This is a genomic window from Agromyces solani (genome assembly GCF_058349925.1).
Genome location: NZ_JBYRER010000002.1, coordinates 693,538 through 716,379 on the forward strand (window position 1 = coordinate 693,538; position 22,842 = coordinate 716,379).

Sequence of the window (22,842 nt, forward strand, 5' to 3'; positions counted from 1 at the left end):
ATGACCGAACCGCGCGCCGTCGTCTCCTCGGGGAAGCTGCGCGGCACCCGCTCCGGCGGGGTCGCGCGCTTCCTCGGCGTGCCGTACGCGGCCGCTCCGTTCGGCGACGGCCGGTTCGCCGCACCAGCGCCGCATCCGGGTTGGGCCGGCGAGCGGGATGCCTCGGCGCCGGGCGCGACGGCGCCGCAGGCACCCTACGGCGGCGGTCTGGAGCAGGTGCTGCCGTCGGTCGAGGTTCCCGGCGATGAGATCCTGAACCTCAATGTCTGGGCGCCCGATTCGCCCGTCGCCGAGGGCGAGTCCTCCCGGCCGGTGATGGTCTGGGTCCACGGCGGCGCACTCTCGCGCGGTGCGAACGCGCTCGACACCTACGACGGAACGCCGTTCGCGCGCGACGGCCTCGTCTTCGTCTCGGTGAACTACCGTCTCGGCTCGGAGGGCTTCTCGGTGCTCGAGGGGGCGCCGCTCGATCCGGGCCTCCTCGACGTCATCGCCGCGCTCCGCTGGGTGCGCCGCGAGATCGCGGCGTTCGGCGGCGATCCCGCCCGAATCACGGTCGCCGGCCAGTCGGCGGGCGCCTCGCTCATCGCCGCGGTGCTCGCCCACCCCACGGCATCCGGCCTCGTCGACCGGGCGATCCTGCAGAGCGGACCGCTCGCGGCTCGTCCGCGGGAGAAGGCCGCCCGCATCACGCGACTCATCGCGAAGGACCTCGGCATCCCGGCCACCCGCTCGGCCTTCGCCGCGGTCGCACCGGCCGAGCTCGTCGCGGCGCAGCAGCGTGTGACCGCGGGCACGACGCCCGTCACCGGCGGGCCCGGATTCGCGATCGCGATCGGCGACGGCCTGCCCGATCCCGAGCAGGCGCTGGCTGCCGGGTCGGCCGACGGAGTGCCGATGCTCGTCGGGTGCACTGCGGAGGAGGCCCGGCTCTGGCTGCAGCCGACGGGACTCGTCTCGCGGATCGGCCGCGGGCATCTCCTCGCCGCCCGGCTCGCGTTCCGCATCCGATCCCGAACGATGCGCGTGTATCGGCGGAACCGCCCCGGCATCGGTCGGGGCGATCTGTTCGGCGTGCTCGCGACCGACCTCCTCCTGCGGCTGCCGATCAACCGCCTCGCCGACGCGCGGCTCGCGCGTGGCGCTGCGACCTGGGTGTACGAATTCGCCTGGCGGAGCCCGCGGCTCGAGCTCGGTGCGGCGCACTGCATGGAGCTGCCCGCGGTGTTCGACCGTCTCGACGCGCCCGACGCGCGCTCGCTCACGGGCGGAGCGGCGCCCGAGTCGCTCGCCCGCGAGATGCATGCCGCGTGGGTCGCGTTCTGCCGTGACGGCGACCCCGGCTGGGAGGCGTGGAACGCCGAACGGCCGGTGCGAACGTTCGACACCGAGACCCGCACCGTCCTCGCACCGCGGGAGGACGAGCGCGCGGCCTGGGACTGAGCCGACGCGCTACAGCACGCCGATGGCGCTCGCGCGCCACCGCTGGTCGAGACCCTCGAGGCGGATCGCGACGGCGCGCGAACGTGCCCGCTGGTGCACCATGACGACCGCCTCGACGACCCCGTCGGCCGGCTCGCAGACATGCACGCGGCCGACGGAGAACGCCGGGCGCTGCGCGGACTGCCCCTTGACCCGGCGCGCACGCGCGGCCAGGACGACGCGCTTCGAGAGGTTCCGGTAGACGTCGTCGGTGACCCAGCGCGCCAGCTGCTCGAGGTCGCGGGCGCCGGCCAGCGCCTCGATGACGCAGTGCGTGAGGTTGCGCAGCAACTGCTCGGGATCGGGAAGCTCGTCGCGGCGAGCGGGCTGGCGCGCGAAATACTCGTCGTCGTCGAGGTGGCGGGCTGCTGCGCCCTGCACGGCCGTCGTTCGGGCGGCGGCGTCGCGTACGGTCATCTTCGCTCCAGTAGGGCTGGCGGTCGCGCGAGCCTCGCAGCATCGCGATGGGAAATCACCCCCACTCGGGGGACACCGGTGATTCCTGAAGCGAATGTAAGCACGCCGGCCGAAGGTGTCAAGAGAATTCTCCGACTGTGGAGAACTTCGGACCCGCCGCGATGCATCGGGGTACCGTCGCGGTATGCGCTGGGACCAGCTGTTCGCCGACCTCGAGTCTCAACTCGACCGCGAGCACCTCGACGAGCAGCGCGCCCTCGAGCTCGAGGAGGAGCGGCTGCGGCTCGGCCGGCTGACCCTCCGCGACCGCATCGCGGCGCTCGCGCGTCGTACCGGGCCGGGCGACGAGGCGGTCGTCCGCATTGAGCTGCAGGGCGGCGGCGTCTTCGCCCTCCGGCCGCTCGCGTTCGGCCGGGACTGGCTGAGCGCGGAGACGCGGCACCACGGGCGACCGGCCGAGCAGGTCGTCGTGCCGTTCTCGGCGATCGCGGCGGTGCTGCCGGGGCGCGAACAGCTCGAGCACAGCCTCGTCGGCGTGCCGGAGTCATCCGTGCGGCTCGCCGAGCGCATCGGGTTGCCGTTCGTGCTGCGCGACCTCTCGCGGCGCCGCACGGCCGTGCAGCTGACCACGGTCGACGGCATGGCGCACGGCACGATCGACCGGGTCGCCCGCGATCATCTCGACCTCGCGTTGCACGAGCCCGGCTCGCCTCGGCGCGAACGCGAGGTGCACGGCTACCGCATCGTGCCGCTCGCGCGCCTGCTGCTCGTGCGCTTCGGCTGAGACGACCGCGGAGCGCTCCCGCCTCGCCGCTGCGCGGCGACGGCGGAGCTCGTGCGCGGCGACCGGCCGGTCAGTCGACCGGACGGATCGGCGTGGTGCGCACTCCTGAGAGCTCGGTGATGTTCGCGAACTCGCCCTCGTTCCACGCGACGTCGACGCGGGTCTCTTCGTACTGCAGTTCGATCCACACCTCGAGCTGGGCCCGCTCGATGCGCCACGGACCCGAGCTGCCCACACGGATCGCCGGCAGCTCGCCGCTGCGGATGAGCGCATCGACGGCCGCCACGTCGACGGCGAGGATCTCTGCCGCGTCGGCGATCGTGAGGAAGCGGCCGATCTCGCCGCCCGAACCTGGTGAGGGCATGTCTCGATTATCGACCCGTCGCGGCGGGCCGGGGTCGTGCCGGAGCCGTTGTGGATAACTTCGGGACGTTCTTCACGGTTCGGGCGACGATGGAGGCCGGCGCGTGCGCGTCGTGGAGAGGAGACGTGACCAGATGACCGGTCGCAGCCGTGAACGCGGGGCCGTCCGACTCGATCCGAGGCTGCTCATCGGCCTCGTGCTCGTGGTGGGCTCGACCGTCGGAGTCTGGGCACTCGTCGACGGGCTCGACGACACGGTCGACGTCTACGTCGCCCGCGAGACGCTCACCCCGGGCACCGCCCTCGAACTCGATCGACTCGACGTCGAATCGGTCAGGCTGGGCGCCGCCGAGGGCGGGTACCTCCGCGTCGACGAGACCGATGACGGGCTCGTCGTGACGAGCACCGTCCGCGAGGGCGAGCTGGTCCCGGCGGCGGCCGTCGGCCGCTCCGATCGCACCGGGCTCTCGGTCGTCGTGCTGCAGAGTCGCGGCGCACTCGCGAGCGGGCTCGACGCCGGTTCGCGGGTCGACGTGTGGGCGGCGAGCGCGACCGGGCGCGGCGGCTTCGAGGCGCCCAAGGTACTCGTCGCCGGCGCCGAGATCGCCGGGATCATCGAAGACGAGGGCATGGTCTCCACGGGCGGCACCTCGGTCGAGGTGCTCGTGCCCGCCGACCGCGTGGCCGCCGTGCTCGAGGCGCTCGCCACCGGTGACGCGATCGATCTCGTCGCCGCCGGGGCGGGCGACTGAGATGGCGAGGATCGCCCTCGCGCTCGATGCGGCGACCGAGAACCGCCTGCTCGCCGACCTCGTCGAGCACGGCCACACCGTCGTCGCGCGGCTCGTCGGCCGGCGCGACCTCGTCGACAGCCTCGACGTGCTCGCGCCCGAGGCCGTGCTCGTCGGCGCCGGCCGCGGCACGTTGAGCGCCGAGCTGTTGAGCGCCTGCGACGATCGCGGCATCCGGCTCGTCGCGGTCGCGGGCGACGACGCCGAACGCGCACTCGCGGTCGCGCTCGGCGTGCACGAGATCGCCGGACGGGACGACGGCTGGGTCGAGATCGAGTCGCTGCTGTCCGGCGTCGTGACGCTCCCGTCGCGGCTCGACGGCAGCACGCCGGCGCGAACCGAGGGCGCGGTGATCGCGGTGTGGGGCCCGGCCGGAGCGCCCGGTCGCACGACCGTCGCCGTCAACGTCGCCGCCGAGCTCGCGGGGGCCGGCCATCGGGTCGCGCTCATCGACGCCGATCCGTACGGCGGGGCGGTGGCACCGGCACTCGGCCTGCTCGACGAGACGCCGGGCTTCGCGTCGGCATGCCGCTTGGCAGGTGCCGGCTCGCTCGACCGTGCGGAGCTCGAGCGCGTCGCGCAGCGGTACAGCTCCCCGCGCGCGGCGTTCGACGTCTACTCGGGACTCGTCGGACCGAACCGCTGGCCCGAACTCGCGCACGAGCGAGTCGGCTCGGCGCTCACGGTGATGCGGGAGCACTTCGAGTTCCTCGTGATCGACACCGGCTTCAGCCTCGAACGCGACGAAGAGCTCACCAGCGACCAGTTCGCGCCGCGGCGGAACGCCGCGACCTTCGCCGCGCTCGAGGCGGCCGACCGCGTCATCGCCGTCGGGCTGGCCGATCCGGTCGGGCTCTCACGGCTGCTGCGCGGTCACGGCGAGCTCGTGTCGCTCGTCGATCACGATCGCGTCGACGTGATCGTCAACCGCGTCAGGCAGAGCGCGCTGGGCATCGACGCGCATGCCCAGGTGCGCCAGACGCTGCGCCGGTTCGCCGGCATCGAGGCGGCCGCGCTGCTGCCTCACGACGGCCGGGCGGCCGACGCCGCGATCCTCGGGGCGCGCACGCTGCGGGACGCCGCGGCTCGGGCCCCGCTGCGGTCCGCCCTTCGCGACTACGTGCTCCGCACCCTCCTGCCCGAGCCCGAGCCGCGTCGGCGCGGTTTCGGGCTTCCGCTGCTCCGCCGGATCGAGGTCGGCTGAGCCGGTCGCGCCGCACGGCGTCGTCCCCGTCGGGGATCGCCCCGCATCGGGTCGCGCCGGCGTCGCTTCCGGGCTGCGTGGCGGCGGGGCATCCGCCCAGTACGCTGGGTCTGTGTCGACCCTCAGTGATCTCGTCCTCGCCCAGGGCCGCAGCAGTCAGGCCGACGTCGACTGGCTGCACATGCTCGTCGGCGACCTGCAGCTGCTCGCCGATCTCGCCTTCGCGGACATCGTGCTCTGGGTGCCGTCGGGCGACGACGGCTTCGTCGCCGTCGCGCACTCGCGTCCGTCGAGCGCGGCGACGCTGTTCTACCGCGACTTCGTCGGGCAGGAGATCAAGCCCCAGTGGCGCGACCTCGTCACCGAGGCGTTCGGCTCGGCGGCGATCGCCGACTCGTCGGCGCCCGACTGGTACGAGGAGATGCCGACCCGGGTCCGCGCCGTTCCCGTGATGCGGCGCCTCACCGAGTCTGGCACGGCGCTCGCGCCCGAGCCGGTCGCCGTCATCACCCGGCACACCAACCTGGGCGCGACGCGCACGCCGAGCCGGCAGGAGCTCACGTTCAACGAGTGCGCCGAAGAGCTCTTCCAGATGATCGCCTCGGGCGACTTCCCCGATCTCGGGGCGCCGACCGGACCCCGCCGCGGGGCGCCGCGCGCGTCCGACGGGCTCATCCGTCTCGACGTCGACGGCGTGACGACCTTCGCGAGCCCGAACGCCCTCTCGGCCTTCAACCGCATGGGCTTCGACGACGAGCTCGAGGGCGAGTCGCTCGCCGAGGTCACGACCGGCCTTCTCGGCGGCAAGCTCGTCGTCGACGAGTCCCTGCCGCTCGTGGTCACCGGCCGGGCGCCGTGGCGAACCGACGTCGAGTCGCGCGGGGTGACGGTGTCGCTGCGGGCGATTCCCATCCGCCGGCGCGGTGAACGCATCGGGGCGATCGTGATGACGCGCGACGTCACCGAGCTGCGCCACCAGGAGCAGGAGCTCATCACGAAGGACGCGACGATCCGGGAGATCCACCACCGCGTCAAGAACAACCTGCAGACCGTGGCGTCGCTGCTGCGCATCCAGGCACGACGCACGCACTCCGACGAGGCGCGGGAGGCGCTCACGCAGGCGATGCGCCGTGTGGGCGCGATCGCGGTCGTGCACGACACCCTGTCGACGGGGCTCAGCCAGAACGTCGACTTCGACGAGGTCTTCGACCGGGCGCTGCTGCTCGTGGCCGAGGTCGCCTCGGCGCACAACACGACGGCGCACCCGAAGCGTCAGGGCTCGTTCGGCGTGCTGCCGAGCGAGTACGCGACGCCGCTCGCGCTCGCCCTCACCGAGCTCGTCACGAACGCGGTCGAGCACGGGCTCGCGGGGCAGGAGGGCGACGTGGAGATCATCGCGAACCGCTCCGACACCGTGCTCACGGTGCAGGTGCGCGACACCGGCGCCGGCCTGCCCGAGGGCAAGGTGGGCGAGGGTCTCGGCACGCAGATCGTGCGCACGCTCATCCAGGGCGAGCTCGGCGGCACGATCGACTGGCACACGGTCGTGGGCCGCGGCACCGAGGTCACGATCGACGTGCCGCTGCGCTGGATCACCCAGGCGTAGCGGCACCCGATCCGGGAGGCGTCGGCGAACCACGGCGGGACCACGGGGACGTCTTCGCGACGTGCGAGGTCGTGGATCGGGCGGCGCGGGGGAGCCCCGCCGATGCGGGCGCGCCCGGCGGAGTCACCGGGCGCGCGGCGCGCGGGATCAGCCCGCGCGACGGGCGCGAGCGGCGCGGCGCTTGAGGGCGCGACGCTCGTCTTCGCTCAGACCGCCCCAGACGCCCGAGTCCTGGCCGGTCTCAAGGGCGTACTGCAGGCAGATCTCGGTGACGGTGCAGCGGGCGCAGACCGCCTTGGCCTTCTCGATCTGGTCGACGGCGGGGCCGGTGTTGCCGACCGGGAAGAAGAGTTCCGGGTCTGCGGTGAGGCAGGCGGCCTTGTCGCGCCAATCCATGGAGATGCTCCTTGCGGGTGTTCGTTCGCAGACGTGCGTGATTGCACGTGCCCATTCGGGCTGCTGCAGGGGGAAAGCCGAATCTCGGGAAGTAGGATCATGACTGATCGGCTCACCACCCTGTGAGCATCAATTCGACCTTGTAAATGGTCGCATAGCCCCGAGTCCGAATCAATAGCCATGTATGGGATAACCCTGTGAATCGACGCGACGACCGGCCCGACACGTCCGAACGAGGCGGCGCCGAGGCATCCCCGTCACCGGCCGGCGAACGCGGCCCGCGCGTCGCCCTCGCGGTCGTCGGCGCCCTCCTGTTCGGCGAGGCCCTCCTGGTGACGGTGCTGCTCGGCTGGCTCCTCGTCGACCTCTTCTCGCTCGAGCCGTCGTCGATGGCGACCGCGATCGCGTTGATCGTGCTCGTGGCGATCGGCGCCATCTGGGTGTGGGCGGTCGCCGTCGCGTCGCTGCGCCGGGCGCCGTGGTCCCGTGCGGCCGCGATCGTCTGGCAGATCCTGCAGCTGTCGGTCGCGGTGGGGGCGTTCCAGGGGCTGTTCGCCCGTCCGGACGTGGGCTGGCTGCTGCTCGTGCCCGCGATCACGGTGATCGGGCTGCTGCTCTGGACCCCGGTGCGCGTCGCCTACTCGCGCCCGGAGGACCGCCCCGTCGAGGAGGCACCGCCCGGCGCCTGAGTGCACGAGCGTCCGCCTGCCGACGGCATCACGACGACGCACCGACGCACGAGGGCCCGGCCGCGATCGCGGCCGGGCCCTCGCGGGGACGATCGGGTCTCAGCCGTCGAGGCCGAGCTCGCGGCGCACGCGGGCGACGTGGCCCGTCGCCTTCACGTTGTACATCGCCCGCTGGATGCGGCCGTCCTCGTCGATGATGAAGGTCGAGCGGATCGAGCCGACCACGATCTTGCCGTAGAGGGACTTCTCGCCCCAGACGCCGTACCGCTGCTGCACCGCGAGGTCGGGGTCGGAGAGCAGGGTGAAGTTGAGCCGGTCGCGCTCGGCGAAGCGGCCGAGCTTCTCGACCGCATCCTTCGAGACGCCGAGCACTCGGATGCCGGCGCTCTTGAACGAATTGAGGCTGTCGCGGAAGTCGCACGCCTCGGTGGTGCAACCGGGGGTCATCGCCTCGGGGTAGAAGTACAGGACGACCTTCGTTCCGCGGAGCGACGAGAGCGTGACGGGGGAGCCGTTCTGGTCGTCGAGCGTGAAGTCGGGGGCGAGGTCGCCGGGGCTGAGTCGTGCATCGGTCATGCGTTCCATCGTAGGCAGGCATCGACGGCGGGATGCCGCGGTGTCGGCGCCGCTCGTCCCGTATTCGCCGGCGACCGGGCGTGTCAGGCGAAGGTCTCGAGCAGGCGCTGCAGCGAGTCGAGCCGGGCGCGGCCCGTGTCGCCGAGCTCGCCCGCGTCGACGGCCTCGACGATCGCGCAGTCGGGGGCGTCGGGCAGGTGCGTGCAGCCGCGCGGGCAGTCTTCGGCGATGCGGGCGAGGTCGGTGAACGCGCCGAGGATGTTCGCGGGATCGACGTGACCGAGCCCGAACGAGCGCACGCCGGGGGTGTCGATGACCCAGCCGTGCCGGCCGTCGTGCTCGATCCGCAGCGACACGGTCGACGACGACGTGTGCCGGCCGCGGCCGGTCACGACGTTGACGTGCCCGGTCGCGCGGTCGGCGCCGGGCACGAGTGCGTTGACGAGCGTCGACTTGCCGACGCCCGAGTGGCCGACGAACACCGTGCGATGCCCGACGAGGGCGTCGGAGATCTCGTCGAGCGGCATCGCATCGGTGCGCGAGCGGAACACCGGCAGGTCGAGCCCCGCGAAGTTCGCGAGGAACTCGGCCGGGTCGGCGAGGTCGGTCTTCGTCATGCAGAGCAGCGGCTTGATGCCGGCGTCGTACGCCGCGACGAGGTACCGGTCGATGAGCCGGATGCGCGGCTCGGGGTTCGCCGCGGCGACCACGATGAGCATCTGGTCGGCGTTCGCGACGATCACCCGCTCGACCTCGTCGGTGTCGTCGGCGCTGCGTCGCAGCAGGGTGGTGCGCTCCTGCACCCGGACGATGCGCGCGAGCGTGCCCTCGTCGCCCGACACGTCGCCGACGAGGTCGACCCGGTCGCCCGTGACGACCGACTTGCGACGGAGCTCCGACGCCCTGGCGGCAGTGAGCGCGCGTTCGTCGGGGCCGCCGTCGTCGACGAGCACGGCGTAGCGACCGCGGTCGACGCCGAGCACGGTGCCGGTCACGGCGTCGGCGTGCTCGGGCCGTACCTTCGTGCGGGGGCGCGAGCCGCGACGGTTGGGGCGCACGCGGACGTCGGACTCGTCGAACTCGGGCTCGTCGTCATCGTCGTCGTCGGGGCTCCACCAGGTCATGCCAGCAGCCGCCCCCAGAGCTCGGTGAACTGGGGCAGGGTCTTCGAGGTCGAGCCGATGTCGTCGACGACGACGTCGTCGACGGCGAGGCCGACGATGGCGCCCGTCGTGGCCATGCGGTGGTCGGCGTAGGCGTGCCACACGCCGCCGTGAAGCTCGGCCGGTTCGATGCGCAGGCCGTCGTCGAGCTCGGTCACCTTCCCGCCGAGCGCGTTGAGCTCGTTCGCGAGCGCCGCGAGCCGGTCGGTCTCGTGGTGGCGGATGTGCCCGATGCCGGTGAAGGTCGACGGTCCGTCGGCGAAGGCGGCCAGGGCGACGAGGTTGGGCGCGAGCTCGCCGGCCTCCGAGAGGTCGAGGTCGGCGCCGCGGATGCCGCGGCCCGTGCCGTCGGCGGGCGTCGGCGCGTGCACGGTGAGCCGGTCGCCGTCGCGCTCGACACGGGCCCCGAAGCGGGGGAGCAGCTCGGCGAGCTGCGCGCCGACCTGGGTGGTCTCCGCGGGCCAGCCGGTGATCGTGACCGAGCCGCCGGCGACGAGCGCCGCGACGAGGAACGGTGCGGCGTTCGAGAGATCGGGTTCGATGTCGACGTCGATCGCACGGATCGGACCCGGCGAGACGGTCCACCGACCGGTCTCGGGGCTCTCGACGACGACGCCGCGTGCGGCGAGCGTCTCGATCGTCATCTCGATGTGGGGCAGGCTCGGCAGGCGCTCGCCGACGTGGCGGAGGTCGAGTCCCTCGTCGAACCGCGCGGCCGACAGCAGCAGGCCCGACACGAACTGGCTCGACGCCGACGCATCGATCTCGAGCGCACCGCCCTCGACCCGGCCCGTGCCGTGCACCGTGAACGGCAGCGTGCCGCGCCGGTCGTCGTCGAGGTCGACACCGAGACCCTTGAGCCCCTCGATCACGCCCGACATCGGGCGCTTGCGGGCGTACTCGTCGCCGTCGAACGTGGTGGGGCCGAGCGCGAGCGCGGCGACCGCGGGCAGGAACCGCATGACCGTGCCGGCGAGGCCGCAGTCGATCGTGGTCGACCCGACGAGCTCGTCGGCGGGCGTCACGCGCAGGTCGTCGCCGAATCCGCCGTGGCCGGGCACGCGCTCGAAGACCGTGCCGAGCGCCCGCAGGCCCTCGATCATGAGCTCGCTGTCGCGCGACCAGAGCGGTGCGCGCAGCGTCGACGGGCCGTCGGCGAGGGCGGCGAGCACGAGCTCGCGGTTCGTGAGCGACTTCGACCCCGGCAGGGAAAGCGCGGCGGACAACGGCGTCGTCGCGCGCGGCGCGCGCCACGAGGCATCCGTCTCGGTCTGTTTCATGTCGCCGTACGGGTCGAACTCGGGTTCGGAATACCTCGAAATCTGCATCGGTTATCAACAGTAGCGTCGCCGTCCTCGACGAGTGCGACGCGGAAGGAGATGATGCGCGTGTCGCTTGCGGTACTCGAGCGGTCCACCGGACTGGTGGTCGATCGTGGCGTGGAGGCCGACGATCTAGGATTGCTGGTGATGACTGCCGACGAGATCGACCAGGCGCCCAGCGAGTCCGAGGCCCCCGAAGAGGCCCGCCCGCTCGGCGAACTCTTCGAAGAGCAGGCGCTGCCGTTCCTCGACCAGCTCTACGCCGCCGCACTGCGCATGACGAAGAACCCCGCCGACGCGCAGGACCTCGTCCAGGAGACGTTCGTGAAGGCCTACGCGGCGTTCGCCCAGTTCAAGCAGGGCACGAACCTCAAGGCGTGGCTCTACCGCATCCTCACGAACACCTTCATCAACAGCTACCGCAAGAAGCAGCGCGAGCCCTACCAGGGCACGATCGACGAGCTGGAGGACTGGCAGCTCGGCGGCGCCGAGTCGACGACCGCGCGCTCGAGCCGCTCGGCCGAGGCCGAGGCGATCGACCACCTGCCCGACAGCGCCGTGAAGGACGCCCTGCAGGCGCTGCCGGAGGACTTCCGGCTCGCCGTCTACTTCGCCGACGTCGAAGGCTTCTCGTACCAGGAGATCGCCGACATGATGAACACCCCCATCGGGACCGTGATGAGCCGCCTGCACCGTGGCCGGCGACTGCTGCGCGAGTCCCTCGCCGACTACGCCCGCGAACAGGGGTTCGCCGCGGCCGAGAAGGCGCCGAAACCCGCGAGGAGCACGAAATGACCGACTGCGGTTGCGAGAAGGCCCGCGCCGAACTCGAGGAGTTCCTGCACAACGAGCTGCAGGCCGCCGACGCGGTCGACATCCGCGAGCACGTCGAGAACTGCGCCGACTGCCAGGCCGAGCTGCGCGTGGGCGTCGCGATCACCGAGGTCGTGCAGCGCGCCTGCCGCGAGAGCGCCCCCGAGGAGCTGCGGGTGCAGGTGCTCACGAAGATCCGGCTGTACCAGTCGACCCACACGGTGACCGTCGCCGAGTAGCGCTCGTTCAATCGTTCGTTCGATGTGCGACCGGTCTCGACGCTCGTAGCGTCGGGGTGTGATCGAAACCCGTGCCCGTCGTCGCCTGCCCACGTGGCTGCGCGTCCTCATCCCCGTCGTCCTCATCCTCGTCTGGTTCGCCGCGTTCGGCGCGGGCGGCTCGTCGTTCGGCTCGCTGAGCAAGCTGTCGGTCAACGACCAGAGCCAGTTCCTGCCGGCATCGGCCGAGGCGACCGAGGTGGACGCCCTGCAGGAGGAGTTCCGCGACGCCGAGACGATCCCGGCGATCGTGGTCGTCGCGACCGACGACGGCACCGACCTCGACGACGCGCAGCTGGCCGCCGTCGACGACCTCCGCTCGGCGTTCGCCGATGTGCCGGGCGTCGTCGACGACGAGGTGTCGCCCGCGATCGCCTCCGACGACGGCGAGGCGGTCGAGATCGTCGTGCCGATCGAGTCGGGCGACGGGGCCGAGCGGGCGTCGGTCGTCGTGGGCGAGCTCCGCGCCGCCGTCGACGATGCGCCGATCGAGGGGGTGACCGTCGCCGTCGCCGGGCCGGCCGGCTTCAGCGCCGACATCGCGGGCGCCTTCAGCGGCATCGACGGCCTGCTGCTCGCGGTCGCGCTCGCCGCGGTGTTCATCATCCTCATCGTGGTCTACCGTTCGCCGCTCCTGCCGTTCATCGTGCTGTTCACGAGCATGTCGGCCCTCTGCGCGGCCGTGCTCACGGTGGTCTCGCTCGCGAAGGCCGAGGTCATCGTGCTCTCCGGGCAGACGCAGGGCATCCTCTTCATCCTCGTGATCGGCGCGGCCACCGACTACGCGCTGCTGTACATCGCGCGGTATCGCGAGACGCTCGCCCGGTACGAGCGCAAGTGGGATGCCACGTGGGCGGCGCTGCGCGGCTCGTGGGAGCCGATCGTGGCGAGCGGCGGCACGGTCATCGTCGGCCTGCTCATCCTGCTCGTGAGCGAGCTGAACTCGAACAAGACGCTCGGCCCCATCGCCGCGATCGGCATCGTGTTCGCCCTCCTGTCGGCGCTCACGCTGCTGCCCGCCCTCCTCCTCTGGGCCGGCCGTGCGGCGTTCTGGCCGCGCAGGGTCGCGCACGTCGGCGACCCCGGTGCCGAACTCCCGCACGCGAGGCATGCGGCCGGCGTCGTGCACGATGCATCCGCCCCCGACGAGCGCGACCTGCCCGACCGCGGCCTGTGGGCGGGTGTCGGCCGCCTCGTCTCGCGCCGCCCCCGTACGGTCTGGATCGTGTCGGTGCTCGCCCTCGCGGGCATGTCGCTCGGCCTCGCGCAGCTCGACGCCGACGGCGTGCCCTCGAGCGAGTTCGTGCTCGGCGAGTCGCAGGCGCGCGACGGGCAGGCGATGATCGGCGAGCACTTCCCGGCGGGCTCGGGCACCCCCGCGGTCATCGTCGGGCCCGAGGACGAGCTGCAGGCGATGGCCGACGTGGCACTCGCCACGCCGGGCGTCGCCTCGGTGTCGGTCGTCTCGGCCGACTCCCCGTCGGGCTCGGCGCCCGTCACGGAGGACGGCGTTCAGGCGTTCGGCCCGCCCGGAACCCCGGCGCCGGCGCCAACCGTCGTCGACGGCGAGGTGCTGCTGCAGGCCACCCTGTCGGACGCGTCGGACTCGCTCGAGGCGGAGGCGACGGTCGCCGAGCTCCGCACCGCGCTCGACGAGGTCGGCACCGACCTGCTCGTCGGCGGCCAGACGGCCGTCGCGCTCGACACGAACGATGCCGCGATCGCCGATCGCACCCTCGTCATCCCGCTCGTGCTCGCGGCGATCCTCGTGATCCTCATGCTGCTGCTGCGCTCGATCGTGGCGCCGCTCATCCTCATCGGCAGCGTCGTGCTGTCGTTCGCGGCCGCGCTCGGCGTGTCGGCCCTCGTCTTCGAGCACGTCTTCCACTTCCCGGGGGCCGACCCGTCGGTGCCGCTCTTCGGGTTCGTGTTCCTCGTGGCGCTCGGGGTCGACTACAACATCTTCCTGATGACCCGCGTGCGCGAGGAGTCGCTGCGCTTCGGAACGCGGACCGGCATCATCCGGGGGCTGCGGCTGACGGGCGGCGTGATCACCTCGGCCGGCCTCGTGCTCGCGGCGACCTTCGCCGCGCTCGGGGTGCTGCCCATCTTGTTCCTCGTGCAGATCTCGTTCATCGTCGCGTTCGGGGTGCTGCTCGACACGTTCCTCGTGCGCACCCTCCTCGTGCCGGCGCTCGCCTACGACGTCGGCCGCGCGATCTGGTGGCCCAGCAAGCTGGCCCGCTCGGCCGAGTAGCCTGGCAGCGGGAGGCCCGGCGGCACTGCCGCCGGGCCTAGCCATACCCGCCCGGACCTCGCCCGCACCATCCAGTGCGGCGAGTCGCCGAAAAGTGCGCTTCCCATGAACGGGAAGCGCACTTCTCGGCGACTCGCGGCAGGTACGGGAGGTAAGGGCGGCGGTACGGAGGGGAGGCGCGGCGGACGGGTGCACGGACGCACGCGCGCACGGGACGGCGCGGGGCGGCGCGGGGTGCGCGGCGCACCACGCGAGCAGGCGCTCCGGCGCGGGCGCCGCACCCGGAGACGACGAAGCGAGCGGATGCCGGTGGCATCCGCTCGCTTCGTTCGTTCGCGCCTGGCGCGGACGCCGCCGCTAGAGCGTGGTCGCCCGGCGCACCAGCTCGGCCTGCTCGGCCGCGTGGCGCTTGGCCGAACCCGTGGCGGGCGACGCCGCCGCCTGTCGGGCGACGACCGTCACCTCGCGGGGGCCGAGCTTGTTCGTCTCGATGATGAAGTACGGCCAGGCGCCCTGGTTCTCGGGCTCGTCCTGCGCCCACATGAGCTCGGCGTCGGGGTAGGCCTCCGCCACGGCCTTGAGCTCGACCGCGGGCAGCGGGTAGAGCTGCTCGACCCGGACGACCGCGACCTCGGTGTTCTGCTGCTTGTCGAGCTCGGCGACGAGGTCGTAGTAGATCTTGCCCGACACGAACACCACGCGCTTGACCGTCGAGCGGTCGGTGATGCGCGGGTCGTCGAGCACCGGCTCGAACCTGCCCTGCGTGAAGTCCTCGACCGAGCTCGTCGCGCCGCGCAGGCGCAGCATCGCCTTCGGCGTGAACACCACGAGGGGCCTGCGCGGGCGGGCGTACGCCTGTCGACGCAGCAGGTGGAAGTACGACGCGGGCGTCGAGGGGCGCGCGACCGTCATGTTGTTCTCGGCGCACAGCTGCAGGTAGCGCTCGATGCGCGCACTCGAGTGGTCGGGGCCCTGGCCCTCGTAGCCGTGGGGGAGCAGGAGCACGACGCTCGAGCGCTGGCCCCATTTCTGCTCGGCCGAGGAGATGAACTCGTCGATGATGGTCTGGGCGCCGTTCGCGAAGTCGCCGAACTGCGCCTCCCACAGGACGAGCGCGTCGGCCCGCTCGACGGAGTAGCCGTACTCGAAGCCCATCGCGGCGTACTCGCTGAGCAGCGAGTCGTAGATCCAGAAGCGGGCCTGGTTCTCGGCGAGGTTCTGCAGCGGCAGCCACTCCTGGCCGTTCACGCGGTCGTGGAGCACCGCGTGGCGCTGCACGAACGTGCCGCGGCGGGCGTCCTGGCCGGCGAAGCGGACGGGCGTGCCCTCGACGAGGAGCGAACCGAGGGCGAGCAGCTCGCCGAAGCCCCAGTCGATGCCGCCGTTGCGGCTCATGTCGAATCGCTTCTGCAGGAGCTGCTGGATCTTCGGGTGCACGGTGAAGCCGGCGGGCTTGTTGTTGAACGCGTCGCCGATCGCGTGCACGACCTCGAGCGAGACGCCCGTCGTCTCGAGTTCGCCGGTGGCGGGCTCGGGCGGGTGCACCTGGGCGGTCGCACCGACGACGTCGATCGCGCCGGTCTGCACCGCGTGCGTCTCCGCGAAGGCCCGCTCCATGCGGTCCTGGAAGTCGCGGTGCGCCTCTTCGTACTCGGCCTCGGTGATGTCGCCGCGACCGACGAGCGCCTCGGTGTAGAGCTTGCGGACGCTGCGCTTGGCCTCGATGAGGTTGTACATGAGCGGCTGGGTCATCGACGGGTCGTCGCCCTCGTTGTGCCCGCGGCGGCGGTAGCAGACGAGGTCGATGACGACGTCGCGCTTGAACTCCTGCCGGTACCGGAACGCGAGCTCGGCCACGCGCACGACGGCCTCGGGGTCGTCGCCGTTCACGTGGAAGATCGGCGCCTGGATCGTCTTCGCGACGTCGGTCGAGTAGATCGACGAGCGGGCGTCACCCGGCACCGTCGTGAAGCCGACCTGGTTGTTGATGTTGACGTGGATCGTGCCGCCCGTGCGGTAGCCGCGCAGCTGCGACATCTGCATCGTCTCGACGACGACGCCCTGGCCCGACATGGCCGCGTCGCCGTGCACGAGGATCGGCAGGGTCGAGAAGGTGCCGATGGGCTTGCGATCCTGCTTGGCGCGGACGATGCCCTCGAGCACGCCGTCGACGGCCTCGAGGTGCGAGGGGTTCGCCGCGAGCGACACGGGCACCTGGTGCCCGTCGTCGGCGGTGAACGTGCCCTCGGTGCCGAGGTGGTACTTCACGTCGCCCGACCCGTGCGCCGAGGCGGTGCCCTCGAACTCGCGGAACACCTGGCCGTAGGTCTTGCCGGCGATGTTGGTCAGCACGTTGAGGCGGCCGCGGTGCGCCATGCCGATGGCGACCTCGTCGAGGCCCTCCTTCGCGGCGCCCTGCAGGATCTCGTCGAGCAGGGCGATGACCGACTCGCCGCCCTCGAGGCTGAAGCGCTTCTGCCCGACGTACTTCGTCTGCAGGAAGGTCTCGAACGCCTCGGCCTCGTTGAGCTTGCGCAGGATGCGCATCTGCTCGTCGTGGGTCGGCTTCTCGTAGGGGCGCTCGACCTCGTTCTGGATCCACTGGCGCTGGACCGGGTCCTGGATGTGCATGTACTCGATGCCGATCGTGCGGCAGTACGAGTCGCGCAGCACGCCGAGGATGTCGCGCAGCAGCGCCTTGCGCTTGTCGCCGAAGCCGCCGGTCACGAACTCGCGGTCGAGGTCCCAGAAGGTGAGGCCGTGGCTCGCGATGTCGAGGTCGGGGTGCGAACGCTGCACGTACTCGAGCGGGTCGGTGTCGGCCATCATGTGGCCGCGCACGCGGAACGAGTTGATGAGCTCCTGCACGCGGGCCGTCTTGTCGATCGCGCTCGCGATGTCGACGGCGATGTCGGGCGCCCAGCGGATCGGCTCGTACGGCAGGCGCAGCGCGGCGAAGATGTCCTCGTAGAAGTCGCGCTGCCCGATGAGCAGCTCGTGCACCTTCTTCAGGAACTCGCCCGAGCCCGCGCCCTGGATGACGCGGTGGTCGTAGGTCGAGGTGAGCGTGATCGTCTTGCCGATCGCGAGGTTGGCGAGCGTCTTCTCGCTCGCACCCTGGAACTCCGCGGGGTACTCGAGGGCGCCGGCGCCGATGATGCAGCCCTGCCCCTTCATCAGGCGGGGCACCGAGTGCACCGTGCCGATGCCGCCCGGGTTCGTCAGCGAGATCGTCGCACCCGAGAAGTCGTCGGCTTTGAGCTTGTTCTGGCGGGCGCGCGAGACCAGGTCCTCGTAGGCGTTCAGGTACTCGTTGAACGTCATGGTCTCGGCCCGCTTGATCGCGGGCACGAGCAGCGCGCGGGTGCCGTCGGGCTTCGGGATGTCGATCGCGATGCCGAGGCCGATGTGGGCGGGCTTCACGAGCGACGGCTTGCCGTCGGGCTCGGCGTAGTAGACGTTCTGGCTGGGGAAGTCCTTGAGCGCCTGGATCAGCGCCCAGCCGATGAGGTGCGTGAAGCTGATCTTGCCGCCGCGGGTGCGCCGCAGGTGGTTGTTGATCACGATCCGGTTGTCGATCATCAGCTTCGCCGGGACCGTGCGCACGCTCGTCGCGGTCGGCACGGTCAGCGAGGCGTCCATGTTGGCGGCGAGCGCCTTCGGCATGCCCTTGAGCGTGAGGACCTCGTCCTCCTGGGGGGCCTCGGCGACGACCGGCTGCGGGCTCGTGACGGGGACGTCGGCCGGCACGGGCTGGGTGCGGGGGGCGACCGACGTGGTGCGGGCCGCGGGGGTCTGGCCGATGACGGGGGTCGGCGCCGTCGCCGGGGCGGGCTCGGCGGCCACGACGGGGCCGTCGGGCTGCGCGGGCGCGGCAGGCTGCGCGGGCGCGGCGGCCGGCTGGGCGGATGCCTCGGCGGGGCTCGCCGGCGAGGCCGAGCCGTTCGGGGCGGTGGCGCCCTCGGTCTGCACGCGGTGGTAGTGCTCGAGCACCGGCCACCAGGTCTTGTCGACCGACTCGGGATCGGCGAGGTACTTCTCGTACATCTCGTCGACGAGCCATTCGTTGGCTCCGTACTCGCCCGACGCCGACTCGTCGGCTCCCGCTCCGGTCAATTGGCTCGACACAGCCTCTCGCCCACTCTCTCCGTTGATGCTGGTTTGGCGGAGATCGACCCGGCCGCGCACGCGGACGTGGCCGATCACCCACACAAGCCTAAACCCCGCGCGCGGCACCCGGCGCACGCTTGCGCGCGCCGCCTACGCTGGGGGCATGGAGTTCTATCGCACGGCGCCGACGCACGATCTCACCTACTCCGACGTGTTCCTCGTCCCGAGCCGCTCGGGGGTCACGAGCCGGCTCGACGTCTCCCTCGCGCCCGACGACGGCTCCGGGGCGTCCGTGCCCATCGTGTCGGCCAACATGAATTCGATCACCGGACCGCGACTGGCCGCCGCGCTGGCACGACGCGGCGGCATCGGCGTGCTCCCGCAGGACCTCCACCTGCAGGACCTCGCCGAGGCGATCCGCCGGGTGAAGGCGCAGTCGCCCGCGTTCGACACGCCGCACTCGTTCGCGCCCGAGACCACCGTGGCCGAGGCGCTCGAGTCCATCCCGCCGGTCGACGGCCACGGCATCGTCCTGCACGATGCGAAGGGCCGATACGCGGGATGCCTCGTGGCCACGCGCCTCGCGAGCGCGCTGCCCGATGCGCGGCTGGGCGACCTCGTGCACGGCGGCATGCCGTCGCTGGACGCGGAGGACGTCGACACGCCCCGGCGGGCGTTCGACCTCATGGTCGAGGCGGACCTCGAGTTCGCCCCGGTCATGCAGCACGGCCGGGTCGTCGGCACGCTCAGCCGGCGCAGCGCGCTCCGCGGCACGATCTACGCGCCGAACGTCGACGCCGACGGCCGGCTCCGGGTGGCCGCGGCGGTCGGGATCAACGGCGACGTCGCCGCGAAGGCGACCGCGCTCGCCGAGGCGGGCGTCGACATGCTCGTGATCGACACGGCGCACGGCCACCAGGAGGGCATGGTGCGCGCGGTGTCGATCGTGCGCGACCTCGACCTCGGCCTGCCGATCGTCGCGGGCAACATCGTCACCGAGGCCGCGGTCGCCGACCTCGTCGAGGCGGGGGCTGACGTCCTCAAGGTGGGTGTCGGCCCCGGCGCCATGTGCACCACCCGCATGATGACGGCGGTCGGCCGCCCCCAGTTCTCGGCGGTGCTCGAGACCGCCGAGGCCGCGCGCGAACTCGGCGCCCGGGTCTGGGCCGACGGCGGGGTGCGATACCCGCGCGACGTCGCGCTCGCGCTCGCCGCGGGCGCCTCCTCGGTCATGATCGGCTCGTGGTTCGCCGGCACGATCGAGGCGCCCGGCACGTTGCGGCGCGACACGTCCGGCCGGCTCTTCAAGGAGAGCTGGGGGATGGCCTCGACGAAGGCCGTGCGCGAGCGGTTCGACCGGCTCTCGCCGTACGAGCTCGCCCGCAAGGAGCTCTTCGCGGAGGGCATCTCGTCGTCGTCGATCTACCTCGACCCGCTGCGCCCGTCGATCGAGGACCTCCTCGACATGATCACCTCCGGCGTGCGCAGCTCGTTCACCTATGCGGGCGCGCGGACGCTCGACGAATTCCGCGAGCGGGCGCTCGTCGGCATCCAGTCGGCGGCGGGCTACGAGGAGGGCAAGGCGCTCCCGGTCAGCTGGTAGCCGCCGCCGATATACTGGATCGACCATGGACGATCCTCCTTCTGCGACGACCCCCGGCCATAGACCCTCGCCCGTGACCGCTCGGGGAGGCAGCGATGTCTGAGTGGATCCTGCTCGGAATCGGACTCCTCCTCACGATCGGCACGGGCTTGTTCGTTGCGAGCGAGTTCGCGCTCGTCAATCTCGATCGAGCCGATCTCGAGGCGCGGCGCGAACGAGGCGAGTCCCGGCTCGGCATGACGATCGCCGCGCTCAAGATCACCTCGACGCACCTCTCGAGCGCGCAGCTCGGCATCACGTTGACGACGCTGCTCACCGGTTACACCATGGAGCCCGCGATCTCCTCGCTGCTCGCCGGCCCGCTCACCGCGGCGGGAGTGCCCGAGGCCCTCGTGCGACCCATCGGTGCGACGACCGCCGTCGTCGTCGCGACGCTCCTGTCGATGGTGCTCGGCGAACTCGTGCCGAAGAACTTCGCGCTCGCCCTCCCGCTCGCGACCGCGAAGTTCGTGATGCCGTTCCAGTCGGCGTTCACCTGGGTGTTCCGCCCCGCGATCGTGCTGCTCAACGGCAGCGCGAACGCCCTGCTCCGGTCGATCGGCATCGAGCCGAAGGAGGAGCTGTCGGGTGCGCGCTCCGCCGAGGAGCTCTCCTCGCTCGTGCGCCGTTCCGCGAGCGCGGGCCTCCTCGAGGAGGACACGGCGACGCTGCTCGGCCGCACGCTGCGGTTCGCCGAGCACGACGCGTCCGACGTCATGACGCCGCGCCCGCGGGTCGCGGCCGTCCAGCGGCTCGAGCCCGCCGAGGCCGTGCTCGAGCTCGCCCGCCAGACCGGGTTCTCGCGCTTCCCGGTCTACGACGAGAACCTCGACGACGTCGTCGGCGTGGTGCACGTCAAGCAGGCGGTCGCGGTCCCGCGCGACCGCCGCGGGGAGGTGCCCGCCTCGGCGCTGCAGTCCGACGCGCTGCGGGTGCCCGAGACGATCAAGCTCGACGCGCTCCTCAGCGAGCTGCGCGGGCGCGGCTTCCAGATGGCCGTCGTCGTCGACGAGTACGGCGGGACCGCGGGCGTCGCGACCCTCGAGGACCTGGTCGAGGAGCTCGTCGGCGAGGTCGCCGACGAGCACGACCGCACGCGCGCTGGCATCGTGCGCCGCGGTGACGTCGTGAGCTTCCCCGGAATACTGCGGCCCGACGAGCTCGAGGAGCGCACCGGGATCGGAGTCCCCGAGAACGGCGACTACGAGACGGTCGCCGGGTTCGTGATGTCGGCCCTCGGGCGGCTCCCCGTCGTCGGCGACGAAGTGGCGATCGACGGGGGCACCCTGTCGGTGCAGCGGCTCGACGGCCGGCGCATCGATCGGCTCCGCTTCGTGCCGAGTCCGGTGCCCGCCGGTGACGACGAGGAGGGCGGACGATGAGCGACTGGGCCGGACTGGCATGGCTCGTGGTGCTGCTCGCCGCGAACGCCTTCTTCGTCGGCGCGGAGTTCGCCGTCATCTCGGCGCGACGATCGCAGATCGAACCGCTCGCCGACGCGGGCCGCCGCAGCGCGAAGACCGCCCTCTGGGCGATGGAGCACGCGACGCTCATGCTCGCCATGAGCCAGCTCGGCATCACCGTCTGCTCGCTGCTCATCCTGAACGTGTCGGAACCCGCGATCCACCACCTGCTCGAGGTGCCGCTGCACCTGACCGGCTGGCCCGAGGAGGTCGTGGCGACGATCGCGTTCGTCGTGACCCTCGTGCTCGTCTCGTACCTGCACGTCGTGTTCGGCGAGATGGTGCCGAAGAACCTGTCGTTCTCGGTGCCCGACCGCGCGGTGCTGCTGCTCGCTCCGCCGCTCGTGTTCCTCGCCCGCATCTTCAAGCCCATCATCGTCGCGCTCAACGCGACGGCGAACGGGGTGCTGCGGCTGTTCGGGGTCGAGCCGAAGAACGAGGCGAACTCGACCTTCACCCTCGAAGAGGTGCAGACGATCGTCCACCAGTCGCGGCGCGAAGGGGTGCTCGACGACGCCAGCGGCACCCTCACGGCGGCGTTCGAGTTCACCGCCAAGCGGGTGAAGGACGTCGCGGTGCCCGTGTCGGGCCTCGTGAGTCTCCCGGCGGCGGCGACGCCGGGCGATGTCGAGCGTGCGGTGGCGCGGCGCGGCTTCTCCCGCTACCCGATCCTCGATGCGAACGGCGAACCCGACGGCTACGTGCACCTGAAGGACGTGATCGACCTCGACGACGACGAGTTCGACGACCCGATCCCCGCGAAGCGCATCCGGCGGCTCGTGTCGATCTTCGACGGCACCGACCTCGAGGACGCGCTCGCGACCATGCGTCGACTCGGCACCCATGTGGCTCGAACGTTCGAGGAGGACGGCTCGACGAGCGGGGTGATCTTCCTCGAGGACATCATCGAGGAACTCGTCGGCGAGGTGCAGGACGCGACCCGGCGGGGGTAGCCGCACCGGTGGGCCCGACGACGTCGGTCCGGGCCGTGCCCTCCTCAACGCGCGCGGGGCGGCGTAGACTTGCCTCGGCCCGAGGAACCCGAGGAAGAATCATGTTCGAGAAGATCATGGCGACCGCGGTCCTGCCCGCCGCGGACATCGCGAGAGCGAAGCAGTGGTGGCACGACGTGCTCGGCCGAGACCCCCTGATGGAGGACGACGAGTCGCTGTTCTACGAGATCGGCGGCGTCGTCGTGATGGTCTACCGCACCGACTACGCCGGGACTGCGGAGAACACCGCGTTCAACCTGTTCACCGACGACCTCGACCGCGACATGACGGCGATGCGCACGCAGGGCGTGGTCTTCAACGACTACGACCTGCCGGGTCTCACGACCGTCGACGGAGTGGCCGACCTCGGCGGCGAGCGCGCGGCGTGGTTCACCGACAGCGAGGGCAACATCTTCGCCATCGGCGAGATGTCTCCCGAGCGCAGCGAGGCCGCGGCGCGGCTGCGCCAGGCCATGCTCCACGGCTCGTGACGC

20 protein-coding genes are annotated in these 22,842 nt (G+C 71.8%); 13 read left to right on the plus strand and 7 right to left on the minus strand.

Going from position 1 to position 22,842, the window contains the following annotated elements; translation table 11 throughout:
- Window positions 1–1,443 carry a carboxylesterase/lipase family protein gene (locus AC3RJ7_RS10890; RefSeq protein ID WP_491455854.1) on the plus strand — a complete coding sequence of 481 codons (1,443 nt, stop codon included), beginning with the start codon at window positions 1–3 and terminating at the stop codon, window positions 1,441–1,443.
- Window positions 1,444–1,452: 9 nt separating this feature from the next.
- Here AC3RJ7_RS10890 and AC3RJ7_RS10895 read toward each other — a convergent pair whose 3' ends face one another.
- Window positions 1,453–1,899 carry an Rv3235 family protein gene (locus tag AC3RJ7_RS10895; RefSeq protein ID WP_491455855.1) on the minus strand — a complete coding sequence of 149 codons (447 nt, stop codon included), beginning with the start codon at window positions 1,897–1,899 and terminating at the stop codon, window positions 1,453–1,455.
- A gap of 184 nt (window positions 1,900–2,083) precedes the next feature.
- Between AC3RJ7_RS10895 and AC3RJ7_RS10900 the strand changes: the two genes are divergently transcribed.
- A complete protein-coding gene (locus AC3RJ7_RS10900; RefSeq protein ID WP_491455856.1) occupies window positions 2,084–2,683 on the plus strand; it encodes a hypothetical protein in 600 nt (199 codons plus the stop codon).
- Between the two features lie 70 nt (window positions 2,684–2,753).
- Here AC3RJ7_RS10900 and AC3RJ7_RS10905 read toward each other — a convergent pair whose 3' ends face one another.
- Complete coding sequence (locus tag AC3RJ7_RS10905) at window positions 2,754–3,047, minus strand: helix-turn-helix domain-containing protein (RefSeq protein ID WP_491455857.1); 294 nt, start codon at window positions 3,045–3,047, stop codon at window positions 2,754–2,756.
- A 133-nt stretch (window positions 3,048–3,180) separates the two neighbouring features.
- Here AC3RJ7_RS10905 and AC3RJ7_RS10910 point away from each other — a divergent pair, with 133 nt between their 5' ends.
- The 3 genes from AC3RJ7_RS10910 to AC3RJ7_RS10920 all read left to right on the plus strand — a co-directional run bounded on the left by AC3RJ7_RS10910 (window position 3,181) and on the right by AC3RJ7_RS10920 (window position 6,647).
- Window positions 3,181–3,798: a CpaB family protein gene (locus AC3RJ7_RS10910; protein ID WP_491455858.1), complete on the plus strand. Its 618-nt coding sequence runs from the start codon at window positions 3,181–3,183 to the stop codon at window positions 3,796–3,798.
- A 1-nt stretch (window position 3,799) separates the two neighbouring features.
- A complete protein-coding gene (locus tag AC3RJ7_RS10915; protein ID WP_491455859.1) occupies window positions 3,800–5,041 on the plus strand; it encodes a CpaE/TadZ family protein in 1,242 nt (413 codons plus the stop codon).
- A gap of 112 nt (window positions 5,042–5,153) precedes the next feature.
- Window positions 5,154–6,647: a sensor histidine kinase gene (locus tag AC3RJ7_RS10920; protein WP_491455860.1), complete on the plus strand. Its 1,494-nt coding sequence runs from the start codon at window positions 5,154–5,156 to the stop codon at window positions 6,645–6,647.
- Between the two features lie 147 nt (window positions 6,648–6,794).
- Here the strand turns inward: AC3RJ7_RS10920 and AC3RJ7_RS10925 are convergent, their stop codons facing one another.
- Window positions 6,795–7,043, minus strand: coding sequence for a WhiB family transcriptional regulator (locus AC3RJ7_RS10925; RefSeq protein WP_055859573.1), 249 nt, complete (start codon window positions 7,041–7,043; stop codon window positions 6,795–6,797).
- Between the two features lie 197 nt (window positions 7,044–7,240).
- Here AC3RJ7_RS10925 and AC3RJ7_RS10930 point away from each other — a divergent pair, with 197 nt between their 5' ends.
- Window positions 7,241–7,732, plus strand: coding sequence for a hypothetical protein (locus AC3RJ7_RS10930; RefSeq protein WP_491455861.1), 492 nt, complete (start codon window positions 7,241–7,243; stop codon window positions 7,730–7,732).
- 99 nt (window positions 7,733–7,831) lie between these two features.
- Here the strand turns inward: AC3RJ7_RS10930 and bcp are convergent, their stop codons facing one another.
- The 3 genes from bcp to aroA form a co-directional block, all read right to left on the minus strand.
- Complete coding sequence (gene bcp, locus AC3RJ7_RS10935) at window positions 7,832–8,308, minus strand: thioredoxin-dependent thiol peroxidase (protein WP_491455862.1); 477 nt, start codon at window positions 8,306–8,308, stop codon at window positions 7,832–7,834.
- An 83-nt stretch (window positions 8,309–8,391) separates the two neighbouring features.
- Window positions 8,392–9,432, minus strand: coding sequence for a ribosome small subunit-dependent GTPase A (gene rsgA / locus AC3RJ7_RS10940; RefSeq protein WP_491455863.1), 1,041 nt, complete (start codon window positions 9,430–9,432; stop codon window positions 8,392–8,394).
- A complete protein-coding gene (aroA, locus tag AC3RJ7_RS10945; protein ID WP_491455864.1) occupies window positions 9,429–10,799 on the minus strand; it encodes a 3-phosphoshikimate 1-carboxyvinyltransferase in 1,371 nt (456 codons plus the stop codon). Before aroA ends, rsgA begins: the two co-directional genes overlap by 4 nt.
- 141 nt (window positions 10,800–10,940) lie before the next feature.
- Between aroA and AC3RJ7_RS10950 the strand changes: the two genes are divergently transcribed.
- From AC3RJ7_RS10950 to AC3RJ7_RS10960, 3 genes are read left to right on the plus strand one after another with little or no spacing between them, the layout of a single operon-like run.
- On the plus strand, window positions 10,941–11,588 hold the full coding sequence (locus tag AC3RJ7_RS10950; protein ID WP_491455865.1) for a sigma-70 family RNA polymerase sigma factor: 648 nt from the start codon (window positions 10,941–10,943) through the stop codon (window positions 11,586–11,588).
- Window positions 11,585–11,845, plus strand: a complete 261-nt coding sequence (locus AC3RJ7_RS10955; RefSeq protein WP_491455866.1) for a zf-HC2 domain-containing protein — start codon at window positions 11,585–11,587, stop codon at window positions 11,843–11,845. The genes AC3RJ7_RS10950 and AC3RJ7_RS10955 overlap by 4 nt, the downstream gene beginning before the upstream one ends.
- A gap of 58 nt (window positions 11,846–11,903) precedes the next feature.
- On the plus strand, window positions 11,904–14,141 hold the full coding sequence (locus tag AC3RJ7_RS10960; protein ID WP_491455867.1) for an MMPL family transporter: 2,238 nt from the start codon (window positions 11,904–11,906) through the stop codon (window positions 14,139–14,141).
- Between the two features lie 357 nt (window positions 14,142–14,498).
- On the opposite strand, the gene AC3RJ7_RS10965 is transcribed toward AC3RJ7_RS10960, so the two are convergent.
- Complete coding sequence (locus tag AC3RJ7_RS10965; RefSeq protein WP_491455868.1) at window positions 14,499–18,269, minus strand: multifunctional oxoglutarate decarboxylase/oxoglutarate dehydrogenase thiamine pyrophosphate-binding subunit/dihydrolipoyllysine-residue succinyltransferase subunit; 3,771 nt, start codon at window positions 18,267–18,269, stop codon at window positions 14,499–14,501.
- A gap of 145 nt (window positions 18,270–18,414) precedes the next feature.
- Here AC3RJ7_RS10965 and guaB1 point away from each other — a divergent pair, with 145 nt between their 5' ends.
- From guaB1 to AC3RJ7_RS10985, 4 genes are all read left to right on the plus strand, one after another.
- Window positions 18,415–19,854: a GMP reductase gene (gene guaB1 / locus AC3RJ7_RS10970; protein ID WP_491455869.1), complete on the plus strand. Its 1,440-nt coding sequence runs from the start codon at window positions 18,415–18,417 to the stop codon at window positions 19,852–19,854.
- A 95-nt stretch (window positions 19,855–19,949) separates the two neighbouring features.
- Entirely contained in the window at window positions 19,950–21,275 is a 1,326-nt protein-coding gene (locus AC3RJ7_RS10975; RefSeq protein ID WP_491455870.1) for a hemolysin family protein, read from the plus strand.
- Window positions 21,272–22,309 carry a hemolysin family protein gene (locus AC3RJ7_RS10980; RefSeq protein ID WP_491455871.1) on the plus strand — a complete coding sequence of 346 codons (1,038 nt, stop codon included), beginning with the start codon at window positions 21,272–21,274 and terminating at the stop codon, window positions 22,307–22,309. The genes AC3RJ7_RS10975 and AC3RJ7_RS10980 overlap by 4 nt, the downstream gene beginning before the upstream one ends.
- Before the next feature lie 101 nt (window positions 22,310–22,410).
- A complete protein-coding gene (locus AC3RJ7_RS10985; protein ID WP_491455872.1) occupies window positions 22,411–22,839 on the plus strand; it encodes a VOC family protein in 429 nt (142 codons plus the stop codon).
- Window positions 22,840–22,842 lie beyond the last annotated feature (3 nt).